This window comes from Parapedobacter soli (assembly GCF_025460835.1).
Taxonomy (GTDB): domain Bacteria; phylum Bacteroidota; class Bacteroidia; order Sphingobacteriales; family Sphingobacteriaceae; genus Parapedobacter; species Parapedobacter soli.
In genome coordinates, this window is the sequence record NZ_JAMXAY010000009.1 from 82,319 (window position 1) to 96,483 (window position 14,165).

Genomic DNA, 14,165 nt, shown 5'->3' on the forward strand with positions numbered 1-14,165 from the left:
CATGAAACTTATCAGTTCCGATTATGTTATTACTAGGCGTCGATATTGGCACATCATCCATTAAAGTATCGGTGGTGGATGCCGCCACACAGGCCTGCGTGGCCGCGGTCCGTTATCCGGAAGACCACGAAAACAACATCCTTTCGATGGTACCGGGCTGGGCTGAGCAATCTCCCGATATGTGGTGGGAGCAGGTGGTGGCAGCTATACAGCAGCTCACTGCAGACCCCACATTCAAAGTACGCGATATCGGTGCCATCGGCATTGCCTACCAGATGCATGGCTTGGTGGTGACCGACAAAGATGGCAATGTACTCCGTAATTCGATTATCTGGTGCGATAGCCGGGCAGTGGAAATCGGCGATACTGCCTTTGCCGGCATCGGGGAGTCATTTGCACTCAAACACCTGCTTAACTCGCCCGGTAACTTCACGGCATCTAAATGGGCCTGGGTGAAGGCCAATGAGCCGGAGGTATACGCAAAGGCCCATCACATTATGTTGCCCGGCGACTATATCGCGATGAAGCTTACCGGTACTACTACGACGAGTATATCGGCGCTTTCGGAGGGCATATTCTGGGATTTCAAGAATAATCGCATTTCCAAGGAGGTTTTGAACCACTTTGGGTTTGATGGGGCCATATTCCCCGAAATCAGGCCGTTGTTTGGCGAGCACGGCACGCTGCGGAAAGACATTGCCGCACAGCTTGGCCTCCGCCCGGGCATCCCCGTATCATATAAGGCGGGCGACCAACCTAACAACGCGCTCTCTCTGAATGTGCTGCAGCCCGGCGAAGTGGCCGCCACGGCGGGTACGTCCGGTGTGATCTATGCAGTGAGCGACCAGCTCGTCTATGACCGGGCATCCCGCGTCAATACATTCGCCCATGTCAACTATGCCCCGGAAGCACCACGCACGGGCGTGCTGCTGTGTATCAACGGTACCGGCATCTTAAACCGGTGGGTGAAAGAACACTTCGGGCACGGACTCACGTACGCGCAGATGAACGCATTCGGCAAAGCCGTAAGTGCGGGCAGCAACGGCCTCAAGATATTTCCATTCGGCAACGGCGCAGAGCGCTTTCTCCACAACAAGATCCTCGGCGCACGCTTCGTGGACCTTGATTTCAATGCCCACGGGCGCTCACAGGTGTTCCGTGCTTCGCAAGAGGGTATTGCCTACGCCTTCCGCTATGGGCTCGACATCCTGCGCGAAAACGGCATGCACCCAGCAGTTATCCGTGCCGGGCAGGCTAACATGTTCCTGAGCGAACTCTTCACGGAGATTTTCGTGGAAGTGACCGGTGTGCCGGTAGAGCTCTATAACAGCGATGGCAGCGTGGGGGCAGCGTTGGGCGCAGGCATCGGCTCAGGCATCTTCGCATCGCCCGCCGAGGCTTTCAGCAATCAAGAGCTACTGAAAACGGTAGAACCGCAAGCACTCGGGAATTATGAAGAGCTATATGGGGAGTGGAAGCAACTCTTGGATGACCAATTGGCCGAAGAAATGAATCGGTAATCAGTGGAAACAAATAAATGAAATAAATAAAGAATATGTCAAACGTAATTATCGGCGAAAACGAGTATTTTAAAGGCGTCGGGAAAATAGCCTATGAAGGTCCCGAATCCGACAACCCATTGGCTTACCGTTGGTATGATGCTGGCAGGGTGATTGCCGGCAAAACCATGGAAGAGCACCTGCGGTTCGCAGTTGCCTACTGGCATTCGTTCAATGGAAATGGCAGCGATCCGTTCGGCGGGCCGACATTGCTTTTTCCATGGGACAAGAGCAGCGATGTCATCCAGCGCGCCAAAGACAAGATGGATGCGGCATTCGAGTTTTTCACGAAAATAGGCATGCCCTACTACTGCTTCCACGATGTGGATGTGGTGGACTATGGCGACAACGTGGCCGAAAACGAAAAGCGCCTTGAAGCGCTTGTAGCGTATGCCAAAGAAAAGCAGGCTGCCAGCGGTGTCAAGCTACTTTGGGGCACCGCCAATTTATTTACCCACAAACGGTATATGAACGGTGCTGCCACCAACCCGGATTTTGCCGTGGTAGCGCACGCCGGCGCGCAAATCAAGGCTGCACTTGAGGCCACCATCGCCCTGGGCGGCGAGAATTACGTATTCTGGGGTGGCCGCGAAGGGTACATGTCATTATTGAACACCAACATGAAGCGCGAGCAGGAACACCTTGCACGGATGCTGCACAGTGCGCGGGATTATGCCCGGAGCCAAGGATTCAAGGGCACGTTTCTGATTGAACCCAAGCCCTGTGAGCCCACCAAGCACCAGTACGACTATGACGCCGCGACAGTAATCGGTTTCCTTCGGGAATACAACCTGTTGGACGATTTCAAACTGAATTTAGAAGTGAACCATGCGACGCTGGCCGGCCATACGTTCCAGCATGAACTCCAGGTTGCTGCCGATGCAGGCTTACTTGGATCGATGGACGCCAACCGTGGTGATTACCAAAACGGGTGGGATACCGACCAGTTCCCAAACAATATCAACGAGCTTGCGGAGTGTATGCTCATCATCCTCGAAGCCGGAGGTTTTGCAGGTGGGGGCATCAACTTCGACGCCAAGGTACGGCGCAATTCGACCGACCGGGCAGACCTCTTCTATGCTCACATCGGTGGTGCGGATACCTTTGCCCGTGCGCTCATTGTAGCTGACAATATCCTCACTAAATCCGACTACAAGAAACTTCGGACGGAACGCTATGCGTCGTTCGATAACGGTAAAGGGAAAGACTTTGAAGAAGGCAAGCTATCGCTGGCAGACTTGCGCGATATCGCCGCCGCATCCGGCGAGCCGGAAACCATCAGCGGCAAACAAGAATTGTTCGAAAATATTGTCAACCGGTATATTTAGTTCGTAATCTATAGTTGATAATTGACAGTTGGTAACTACTCGTTACCAATTGTCAGTTATACGCTATCCATTCTACTGAAACCAAACACCTTTTCCCGTTCATCCTTAACTCCTAAAAGCTTATTTTTGATCAGCTGTGCTGCGATCATACTGAACGTGATACCGTTCCCACCGTATCCCAGTGCGAAATGCATTCGTTTCCTTCCTGGCCAGAGCCCAATGAAAGGCAAGCCATCTCGGGTGGAGCTGAATGTACCACACCAAGCCATATCCACCACAAAGGGGATATCCGGATAGACCTTATTGAACTTCCGCTCCAAACGCTTGATTTTCCAGCGCAACAGCCGGTCCCGTGCCTCAGGGTTCCTGAACGGCACATCTTCCCCGCCAATCATCATGCGGTTGTCTGACGTGGTACGCATGTAGAAATACGGTGTTGCCGTTTCCCAAATCAGGCTTCGCTCGGGCCAAAGCTCTGCCGGGTCTACCGGTTGTGAAATCAAGGCATAGGTCGATTCCAGGCGCATCACCTGCTTAGGCAAAAATTGCCCTGCTTCAAAACCAGCCGCAATGACCACATGTTTGCATCTGATCAGTATCCCATCGCTGGTCAGCAATTCATACCCTGCTCTTTTTTCCTGATAGCTGCTGATTTCTGTGTGTGAAAAAAGCTTCAGGTCACTTTTCTTCATGTGGTATTTCAGTAATCCGGTGGCAGCAAGGTAGCCATCCATTTGGGCGGCTGCTTTATTTTTAAGTGCAGCCGGTGCCGCGATCCGATGCGTAGCGAATAAGGCGTCGGCATCGAGAAATGACACGGGCAGGCCATGGCGTTTACGAACCTCGTATTCCCGTTCAAGCAAACGGAAGCCATGCCGATTGCTCGCAAGGAGTACGCTGGATACCCGCCTGAAGTTGGGACGCACTGCCGTTGATTCAAAAACCTGTTCCAAATCCGTTATCGACTGCAAGCTTGCCTGATACGCACAGACAGCGTTTTCCTCGCCTACTTTGCCGATCATGTCTGACAATGGCACATCAATTTCGTATTGCAACTGGGCTGTACTGGCGGCTGTGCTGCCGGTAGCAACGGTCCGCTTGTCGAATACAGCACAGGGAATACCCGCCGCGCATAGTTCATGCGCTACCAAAGCACCAGTAATACCCGACCCGATAATGGCCACATCAACCGTTAACGGTTCCTTCAAGGGATTATGGAAATTAAAAAGTGGGTTCTTTATCAGCCAATAAGGAAGTCCGGAATGCAGATCCATTTTTCGGTTATTTTCTCAATAAACAGCATGCTGCCTGAATTGTTTCGGTCTGCTGCACAAGAGCATGCTAACCATTTTTCTTTATTTTTGTGGTGATTTAATCACCATGGATATTCAAACCCTCAAAGACCGGTTAACCGTCAATAATAAGAACCAGATTAGGGTGCCCGATTTAAGCGCGCTCGGTGACGACCCCGATGTTCCGATGGCCGAATTGCTCGACCTTTGCTATGAGGTGGATCACCCCAGATTGGCGTTCAGGGCCGCGTGGCTGCTGGAATATATTGCTGTTCAACATCCGGATCGGTTCTCGACGGTGGCCGGCAATTTCCTAGTCCGTCTGCCTACCCAGAAAAACCCGAGTTGCCAGCGCCACTTTACGAATATCCTTCGGCGATTAACACATCCAAAGGCACCGATACCCTACAAGAATGTAATCCATTTGGCGGATCGCGAGATGTTGGTGGAAACCGTTTTCAATTGGCTTATCGATCCGCTCACGCCCGTTGCCGTTCTGGCTAACTGCATGGATGTGCTACTGAGTTTCAGTGAAGAATTCGAGTGGATACGGGAGGAGCTGAAGCAGCAAATTGAATTCCTGCTCCGCAATGGCTCACCGGCTATACAGAGCCGCGGAAAGAAGGTATTGGAAAAGCTTATGTAGACTTAATCATCGTTTCGGGAGCTCAAATAACGGCCTCTAGGGCGATAGTTTTTGGGGGTCATTTAAAATCTTAGATTTACACCAATCGAAAACAATCCGTAAATATCCCGGTGTTCGTTACCAGCGTAAGTTCCACTGTAACCATCCAGCTCATCGTCTAGCGAGAAATTGAGTTGGCCGTTCACCACTAAATTCCAAACATAAGAGTCTAACAAATTGGGTTTCAAACTATGAAGCGGAATCTCAAAACCAAGGTCGGTGCTGACAATATAGCTGAAACCATGGTTCCTGCCCTGGTGGGCGGGCAGTACATTATTGACAAGTATCGAATCGCTCATGTTATCTGGAGTTGGCACGAGTCCTTCGGGGCGATGCTTATCCCATTGCAGGCTGTGCAACACACCTATACCAGCACCAATATACACACTATTTAATGTCCGTTTAATAACAGACTCGCGGTATTCGGTGCGCCTCAAATGATCGTCTTGCAGGAATTTAATCGGTTGGAAACGGATACCCAGAATAGCCGCATGGTATAAGTTCGTAGCCTTTCTTGTGACACCGTCTGTCGCTATACTATCTTTCCCTAGTAGTAGCCCTTCCTGCAATTCCAACCCGACACTCAATCCATGCGTAATGAAATAATTCCCCCGGAGATAAACACTACCACCTGCTTGCCGCTTATCCAAATCCCCATACAATTGGTTCACTCCCACTCCACCGGTCACGGAATACCGGAAATACGGGACAGCTGATTCATTGCCAAATTGGGAATAACCAAGATAAGGAAAGGCGATACATAAAAGCGCAAATAGGGAGAGTCTTCTCATAATATTCACATCCCCTCAATACTTATACCATTTTTCTGCTTCATTTAAAAAAGTGTGTTGCCTTTTGCATTATTTATTTTCCCCAAATGCTTATAAGCCAATTCAGTACATTCCCGCCCGCGGGATGTGCGCATCAGGTAGCCCTCCTGGATAAGGAAAGGCTCGTATACCTCCTCAATGGTTCCTTCGTCCTCCCCTACCGCCGTTGCGATGGTTTTGACACCCACAGGTCCGCCTTTGAATTTATCGATGATAGTGAGCAGGATGCGGTTGTCCATTTCGTCGAGGCCATGTTCATCCACATTGAGTGCATTAAGCGCATATTGCGCAATGGGTGTGTCGATTCTGCCATCGCCCTTGATCTGGGCAAAATCGCGCGTACGCCGGAGCAGTGCATTCGCAATACGTGGCGTGCCACGGCTCCGACGGGCTATTTCATAAGCTCCCTCGTCGGTAATGGGCGTACGGAGGATACTAGCCGACCGCAGCACGATGGTGGTAAGCAGCTTGGCATCATAGTATTCTAACCTTGCATTGATGCCGAAGCGCGCACGGAGCGGCGCCGTGAGCAGCCCCGAGCGCGTAGTGGCCCCCACCAACGTAAACGGATTCAACGTAATCTGCACCGAGCGGGCATTGGGACCCGTTTCGAGCATGATGTCGATCCGGAAGTCTTCCATCGCAGAGTAGAGGTATTCCTCTACCAGCGGACTAAGGCGGTGTATTTCGTCGATGAACAGCACATCGCCCTCGTCGAGGTTGGTGAGCAACCCGGCTAGATCACCCGGCTTATCCAGTACCGGCCCGGATGTCACCTTGATACCGGAGCCCATCTCATTGGCGATAATATGAGACAACGTGGTTTTGCCCAAGCCCGGCGGACCGTGAAGCAACACGTGGTCCAGCGCCTCGCCGCGCAATTTGGCAGCCTGAACGAAAACACTCAGGTTTTCCAGTATCTTCTTTTGACCGGTGAAATCTTCAAATGCCTGCGGACGCAGCACCTTCTCCAACTCGCGCTCCGCGCTGGATAACTTATCGGCATTGGGATCCAAATACTCGTTCATTCTTCTTTAGACATTAGACACTAGACAACAGATATTAGACGGAGGGGCGCTTATACTTCCTGAACCAACTGCTTACTTTCATCTGTATAACTCCGAAAAAGGCTTCCCGGAATATCCGCGTACTCATTTTGGAAACGCCTTCGGTGCGATCTGTAAATATAATGGGAATTTCCACCACCTTAAACCCATACTTGATGGCCGTAAATTTCATTTCAATCTGGAACGCATACCCCACAAACCGGATCCTTTGGAGCGGTATGGTTTCCAATACCTCTCGTTTATAACATATAAAGCCCGCTGTAGCATCACGGATGGATATCCCAGTAATCAATCGCACATAACCCGATGCAAAGTAAGACATCAAAACCCTGCTCATGGGCCAGTTTACCACATTGACACCCTTGATGTACCGCGAACCGATAGCCATGTCAGCTCCGGCTATACACGCATCCCGAAGCCGTGGCAAGTCATCCGGATTGTGCGAGAAATCGGCATCCATTTCAAAGATATACAGGTAGGACCTCGCAATGCACCACCGGAACCCGTGAATGTATGCGGTGCCGAGACCGGATTTTCCTTTCCTTTCTTCCAAAAAGACACGGCCGTCAAATTCATCCTGCAAGCGCCTTACAATCGCCCCCGTACCATCGGGCGACCCGTCATCAACCACCAGCACATGAAAACCCTCCGTCAGCGCACAAACTTTCCGGATAATTTTTTCAATGTTTTCCTTTTCATTATAAGTAGGGATGATGACGATGCTATCTGACACTACCGATCCATTTTTTTCACGTAAAGGTACGTATTATAAGTAAAAGTTGAACACAAAAATACCGTTACAGCGATACCCCACCGTAACGGTACTCGCCCCGCCACACCCAGTTAGTGGATGCCGTGCATCATCCGTTTCAACAATGGTGAAAACAGGATAAGCAGTAGCCCCGCAATACCGGGCAGTACGGCGAAAATGAGGAAAAATGTCGAAATCGAATATGTTTCACTGATGCGGTCAATCAAGCTTCCCGACATACCTGCCAAGAAGTTCGCCACCGCGCTGCACGCGAACCATACACCGAAAATCAGCCCTACAAACTTCTTTGGCGAGAGCTTGCTCACATAGGAGAGCCCCACTGGCGAAATACAAAGTTCGCCCGAAGTATGGAAAAAATAAGCCAAAATCAGCCAGATCATACTCACCTGTGCCGTGGCTGCCCCTTGGGGAATATCTTTACTGCCGTACCCTAAAACAGCAAACCCAACCCCCAACAAAATCAATCCCAGTGCGAATTTTATAGGCCCGGGAGGGTTGAATACCTTTTCCCACATCTTGCTGAACGGCGTTGCCAGCGTAATGATGAAGAACGAATTCAATATCTGGAACCACGATGCCGCCACTTCGGTTTCCAGCGCGTAAAACTCGCGGTTGATCTTCCAGATACCCAAACACCAAATGACCACAAAACTCGCTGCGGTAAACAAAATGGAAATCCGGTATGTTGAAAATATCTTTTTGGCGAGCGACCACAATACCCAAGAAACAATCAGCAGCGGGAATATGGTTAATATCGCATCGACCCATTTGAAAGTTACCGCCGCATTTCCTGTAAGCAGCCGCTGGGTATAATCCTTCGCGAATATCGACATCGACCCGCCTGCCTGTTCAAACGCCATCCAAAAAAAGATGCTGGATAGGGAAAGGACAATAATGACAATCAGCCTGTCACGCACCACACGTTTGGATGGCGCTTCCACGCCTTCATCTTCCCCGTCATCCTGCGCCGTAGCTTCTACCGACACTCCACGCGCTTGGGTTTCCTTGGGCGACTCGCCCAGCACACCGAAAATGCGCTGCGCATAGTAAAACTGCAGCATGCCGAAAAACATAAAAATCCCTGCTAAACCAAAGCCCCAATGCCATCCTACTTTTTCGCCGATGTACCCACAAAGCAACATCCCCAAGAAAGCGCCGGCGTTGATACCCATATAGAAAATAGTATAAGCGGAATCCTTCTTCTTGCTGTTATCCGGGTAGAGCTGCCCCACGATGGACGAGATATTCGGCTTGAAAAGCCCATTCCCGAGTATCATAAGCACCAGCCCCAGGTAAAAGAACGATGACCCTGCGCCTTCGAGCGCCATGGAGGCGTGTCCCAAGGTCATGATCAACGCCCCTAGTACCACTGCCTTACGGTAACCTGTAAGCCGATCGGCAATAAAACCACCGATCAAGGGGGTCAGGTACACCAATCCGGTATACCATCCATAAAGCTTCATGGCGTCCTCGCGTGTCCATTCCCAGCCCCCGCTTGCGATCTCTGACACCAAAAATAATGTCAGTAGTGCCCGCATACCGTAGTAGCTGAACCGCTCCCACATCTCTGTAAAAAACAAAACAAATAGTCCGACAGGGTGGTCAAATACAGTCCGCGTATCTACACCATTCTTAATGAGGTGTTTAGTCAGTTGTTCATCGTGCTGATCGTGCTGCATATCTTGATATTAGGTATTAAAAATCGGGGTCATTCATGCGCCCATTTTGCAAATAAAACAAACTTTTTGTGATTTCATTGCCGCATCGGGAAAAATTAATTCATCTACCAAGCCCATATTCATTGCATATCAAGGCCACTCCTGGGGTGGTCCTGCGGCTTTTTGGGATCATTAAATCGATTATCATCCGAATCGGCCGGATTGGTCAACGGCACGTCCTGAACAAGCTGCAACCGCCCATTGTCCAACTGCCAGGCATCGTACGTCAAGTCCGGCCCGTACTGTTCATACTGCCCCCGCTGCCGCTCGTCGGCCGGAGCCAGATGATCAAACACAATACGGTTTTCCGCTGTATCATAATCCAAGAACATGCTTGCATTCCTACTGTAACGGTAAATGGCACGCGTTTGCAGGCCGCCGTCGGTGGAGTTAAAGATGGCCTGGCCCAGTTGTGCACTGTTTTCCGTAAACCGGAGCACCTCGATTACTTTCTGCGTGATGTAAGGGGTATGCCCCTTCCAGCCGAGCAAGATGTATGCATCACCGAGCGGCACAATCCGGTAATACTGCGCACCATACCAGTTGGCCGTTGTGGTAACAGCCTGTTCCGGATCGGCAATCTCATACGTTTTGTCCAACAACGGATACATTGCCAGCTCGCCATCCGGTGTGTTCAATTGGATGGTTCCATAATAGAGGTATGAGCCATCGTTCATTTGTACATGCCAAGAAAAAATCCGGAAACGATTGTCTGGTGCGTCCAGTATGGAGACCATATCCAGCGAGTCGAATGGGAATGCATACGAATGGGGCACCTTTAGTGCCTCCACCAATGTTTTTATAAACGTGAAGTTGGCGTCCAACCGTTCGGGTTCGCTGGGCTCGTTGTACATGGTGTACCCCAGTATGGCCAAGCTGTCTTCGAGCGACTGTATTTTCTGAAAGCCGTCCTGGGCATATACGGACCCGCTGGGCCATGGGCAGGCAAGAAAGCTAAGTACTGCAACAACAGCTACCCAAACCATCCGCCAACATTGCCGGGCCACCGTAGTGGAATCTACCATAGGGCAAACTTAGCTATCCTGACCATCAAATACAAACTGTTAAAAACAACAATGCAGTTCCAGGCGGGTACCCTCGCCGTCTGAACGTATAGCATATACCGCATTGATCTTTGCCGCACGGCTGGCTATATTGCGGAGCCCCCGGCCATCCGCTTGCTTTGCCGTATCAAACCCCCCACCGTTGTCACCTATCGTCAAACGGATTTCCTTATGGGCGAATTGCAGTCCAATCTCCAATTGGGTTGCATACGCATGTTTACAGCAATTATTAATCGCCTCTTTGGCTATGAGATATATATTCTGCCGCACGGTTTGCGGAATCGCTGTGGCTTTATCGGCACCCACCACATCAAATTTCACTGCCATATTGCTCCGTTCGAGCAGTTGGTTGGTGCTTTCACGGATACGGCTCACCAGCCCGGCTGCATTATCCAACCGGGCATCGATAGACCACACCATGTCGTTCATGGCACTGATGGCATGGCGGCTTGATTCGGCGATCTTCACCAAATCGGCCGCCATCTTATCGGGCATCGAAAGTCGCATGAAATCAGCCCGGATAGAAATGCCCGTCAAGGTGCCCCCTACTTCATCATGTAGATCACGGGCAATTTGGTTGCGGAGCCGCTGTTCGGATTTGATAGTTTTAACGCGATAACGGAAAAACACCCATACGCCTACCAACACCAAGCATACCACGGCCACCTTGAAGAGTAGCGTCTGATACCATGCTGGTTCCTTTTCGATATACAGGGAGATTCCCTCCACCCCATTCCCGTCACCTTCGGCACGGACCTGCAAGGTATAGTCGCCCGGTGAAGCCCGAATCAAGGAAACAAGCTGCCCATCGGCCATTCGCTGCCAGTCGTTTGCCAGTCCGACGATACGGTAGGCCACCGTATACCGTTCGCGGTAGGCGAACGGCTTAGCAGGATAGACAGAAAGCAGTTCTTCGTTTGCGCGCAGGGTGAGGCGGGCTTCTTGCTGATACGGCAAATGGTAGAGGTGCCGCGTTTGCCTTGACGCTTCATTATAGACCACCGCGGCACCAAAACAGAGTTGTGCAGACTGCTTCGGAATGTTATTGATTGCATCCAGTTGCAGCACGGTTATGCCATTTATCCCCCCCACGTAAACGCTTCCCGACTGGCGGTCGTAAAAGCCCGAACCGTGGTTGAATTCCCGGCTCGCGAGTCCGTCGGCCACCGTCAAGAAACGGAAATTGCTGTCTGTCCGAACGAACAGCCCCCTGTCTGTTCCGGCAAACAACAGGTCTCCGGCGGATAACAGGCTAAAAACAACATCCGTATGCAGCTGTGTTTGACTATCGAAATGCGCCGTCGCCCGGCCGTTATAATCGATGGAGAACAATCCGTTGCCATTTGTTGCCACCCATATTTCACCTTTTCCGGGGAAAAGCTGGAAATCGTAGACACCATAACGGGACTGCGGTTCGCGCGGAAAAATCCGCTGATAAACACCGTGATGGAGCGTATAGAGGCCGTTATTGGTGGCCATCCACAACGTATCTCCAACAAATTCAACCTTCCGTACCCAGTTGTTTTTACCCACTTGCCGCCCCGCGCTGTCGCACAGCGGACCAAGCGCTCGGGTCTGCATATCCAATAAGAGTACTCCCTGGTGGGTACCCAATGCCAGCTGCTCGCCCAACCGATCGATGGAATACAGGTAATCAGACACGTAGCCCGGAATCCCGTCGGCGTTGATGGTGCCGTACGGACGGAATATGTTGGTTCGCTTATCATACAGAAACAAGCCTTGCCGGTCGGAACCGCACAGCAGGGTATGGTCGTCCAACGGATATGCCACGTACACATACTGGCTATTGTAGGCCAGCTGCTTGCCATCGCGCTGGGCAAGCACCGTTCCTCCATAGCCCGAACAAAACAGCGTACCATCGGGAAAGACGTGGATGGCCCGCATACTGCTGTTGCCCGTGTGCAACAGCGGATTATAAACGTTGATTTGGGCAAGGGTGGGATACAATACGCCAACCCCCATACTGCCGGCCCCGATTAACACATCGCGCCGCCCGAATCGAATGGAATTGAGATAGCTTTCGGGGAATAGCCCATTGATGGTTGCATACGGAGCAGCTGACAATGCCCCCAAACGGAAATAATACGCGCTACGGTTTAAATTATTGCCCACGGAAGCAACGGCCAAATACGTACTATTAAACGTCATTTCATAAAATCCGATATCCGATAATAGCTCGGAAACCGGGCCGTCCATCCGGAAAACGCCATGGCCGTCATACGCATACATCCCCTGCGACTCTTGGTCGAACACGAGCTTATCATCCAACGGGATCAGGCAATTGACCCGCATGGGGCAATCTGCCAAGGGAACGATACCCGCATCGTGTACATGGGCATCAATTGCCCGGTAAAACAACTTGCCCGCCCCGGCCAGCCAATAACGGCCGCGCCATTTGGCTACCGCGGTAGCAGCATGGCGCAACCCCGTGCGTTGGGTTGCAGCGGCGAGGTCTTTAATCATTCGGAAGCCTCCTCCCTCACTGATAATCACGTACCCGTTATCGTAGCAAACGGCTATTTCCGACCGGTCCAGCAGGTTCACTGCCGTGACGCGCGTATCGGTGAGGTAGGCTGTGAGCGAATCGGGAAGGAAATGGAGGGTCCAGTCGACGGGATTGAGCAGGGCAATATTGTTATCCGACGGAAGCCACACACGGTCGCGATCATCGATGAGCACACTGTGGAAATTACCCCGGAAGCCCAGATTGCGGATAGATTCCGTGAGGCGGATCGTCTGCTGTCCATCGTATCGGAAAAGGCCGTTATAGGTACTGAACCAGATCAACCCTTTGCTGTCTTCGGCCACATTGTGCACCATGATGCCCGATACTTCCGCTAAATCGAGTACGACCTGCCGGAAAGACTGCGCGTAGGCGATCCACGGCAAAGCCATAAGCAAAAGACAACCACATAATACGCTGCGAAACATCGATTTAATTGGATAGTTCATTACGCATTGGCGTCGACTGATCAGGTCGTTAACTAACTATACACCAAAGGTAATGTTTTGCACGGGTATTCCTAGGGAAAATCACGGCGCGAAATCAGGGCGTGGCGCGAATTCACTTCGAGCTTGCTATAGATATTCTTAATATGGGTCTTCACCGTTTCCAAACCGATGGATAGCCGGATGGCGACCTCCTTGTTAGACAGCCCCTCCTCGATGGCCTGCACCACCTGGGTCTCCCGTGGGGTAAGCGTCTGCACCAACTGTGTGGTGTTCTTTGGGTGGAAGTAGGCAACCACCTTACGGGCGATGGCCGGCGACATGGGCGAGCCCCCGTCGAGCAGGGTTTGCACCGCTTGCTTGATTTCGGGGAGCGGCGTTTGCTTGAGCAGGTAACCCGACGCACCCGCACACAAGGCCTGGAAAATTTTCTCGGCATTGTCGTAGATGGTCAACATGATAACCTGGCAGCTGGGGCACCGTTTCTTGATGAGAGGCACCCCCCGGATACCCGACAGGCCCGGCAGACCAATGTCCGTCAGCACCACGTCGATCCGTGTGTCTACCGACCACAGTTGCATGAATTGCTCCACGGAATCCGCTGCCAGCACGCACTGATAGCCGTGGTTGCTCGAAAAGAACCGGGCTAACAGCTCACGGATGCTGGTGTCGTCTTCGATAATTCCAATGGTTACCATAAGCCAAAGATAGCACATCCAACCCACTCGTCCGCTCCCCCCTTTGGGGGATACGCCTTCATTTTTTCACCCTCTCCCCCAAAAGGGGGATATGATCTACTGCACGGATCCTTCACCTTTACGTACGATTAATTAATCAATTGTATCTGGTCCTTTTATTCACTTGGGTATACACATCGGTT

11 protein-coding genes are annotated in these 14,165 nt (G+C 51.4%); 3 read left to right on the top strand and 8 right to left on the bottom strand.

From position 1 onward, the window contains the following. The first annotated feature begins 23 nt into the window (after positions 1-23). Both NGM62_RS06110 and xylA read left to right on the top strand, forming a co-directional pair. Positions 24-1,520 (top strand): xylulokinase, encoded by a 1,497-nt coding sequence (locus tag NGM62_RS06110; RefSeq protein ID WP_262246616.1) that lies wholly within the window; start codon positions 24-26, stop codon positions 1,518-1,520. A 35-nt stretch (positions 1,521-1,555) separates the two neighbouring features. Then, positions 1,556-2,887, top strand: a complete 1,332-nt coding sequence (gene xylA, locus NGM62_RS06115; protein WP_262246617.1) for a xylose isomerase — start codon at positions 1,556-1,558, stop codon at positions 2,885-2,887. A gap of 56 nt (positions 2,888-2,943) precedes the next feature. Here the strand turns inward: xylA and NGM62_RS06120 are convergent, their stop codons facing one another. Beyond that, a complete protein-coding gene (locus NGM62_RS06120; protein ID WP_262246618.1) occupies positions 2,944-4,161 on the bottom strand; it encodes an NAD(P)/FAD-dependent oxidoreductase in 1,218 nt (405 codons plus the stop codon). A gap of 106 nt (positions 4,162-4,267) precedes the next feature. Here NGM62_RS06120 and NGM62_RS06125 point away from each other — a divergent pair, with 106 nt between their 5' ends. Next, positions 4,268-4,825 (top strand): hypothetical protein, encoded by a 558-nt coding sequence (locus tag NGM62_RS06125; protein WP_262246619.1) that lies wholly within the window; start codon positions 4,268-4,270, stop codon positions 4,823-4,825. 62 nt (positions 4,826-4,887) lie between these two features. Here the strand turns inward: NGM62_RS06125 and NGM62_RS06130 are convergent, their stop codons facing one another. The 7 genes from NGM62_RS06130 to NGM62_RS06160 form a co-directional block, all read right to left on the bottom strand. Continuing rightward, the gene (locus NGM62_RS06130; RefSeq protein ID WP_262246620.1) at positions 4,888-5,655 is read right to left on the bottom strand and encodes a hypothetical protein; all 768 of its coding nucleotides are present in this window, start codon (positions 5,653-5,655) and stop codon (positions 4,888-4,890) included. A 44-nt stretch (positions 5,656-5,699) separates the two neighbouring features. Then, positions 5,700-6,722, bottom strand: a complete 1,023-nt coding sequence (gene ruvB / locus NGM62_RS06135) for a Holliday junction branch migration DNA helicase RuvB (protein ID WP_262246621.1) — start codon at positions 6,720-6,722, stop codon at positions 5,700-5,702. Positions 6,723-6,756: 34 nt separating this feature from the next. Next, positions 6,757-7,494, bottom strand: coding sequence for a polyprenol monophosphomannose synthase (locus tag NGM62_RS06140; protein WP_262246622.1), 738 nt, complete (start codon positions 7,492-7,494; stop codon positions 6,757-6,759). Positions 7,495-7,604: 110 nt separating this feature from the next. Then, complete coding sequence (locus tag NGM62_RS06145) at positions 7,605-9,212, bottom strand: peptide MFS transporter (RefSeq protein WP_262246623.1); 1,608 nt, start codon at positions 9,210-9,212, stop codon at positions 7,605-7,607. 119 nt (positions 9,213-9,331) lie between these two features. Continuing rightward, positions 9,332-10,276: a hypothetical protein gene (locus NGM62_RS06150; RefSeq protein WP_262246624.1), complete on the bottom strand. Its 945-nt coding sequence runs from the start codon at positions 10,274-10,276 to the stop codon at positions 9,332-9,334. A gap of 39 nt (positions 10,277-10,315) precedes the next feature. After that, positions 10,316-13,231, bottom strand: coding sequence for a sensor histidine kinase (locus NGM62_RS06155; protein ID WP_262246625.1), 2,916 nt, complete (start codon positions 13,229-13,231; stop codon positions 10,316-10,318). 128 nt (positions 13,232-13,359) lie between these two features. Further along, the gene (locus NGM62_RS06160) at positions 13,360-13,983 is read right to left on the bottom strand and encodes a response regulator transcription factor (protein WP_262246626.1); all 624 of its coding nucleotides are present in this window, start codon (positions 13,981-13,983) and stop codon (positions 13,360-13,362) included. Positions 13,984-14,165: the final 182 nt, after the last annotated feature.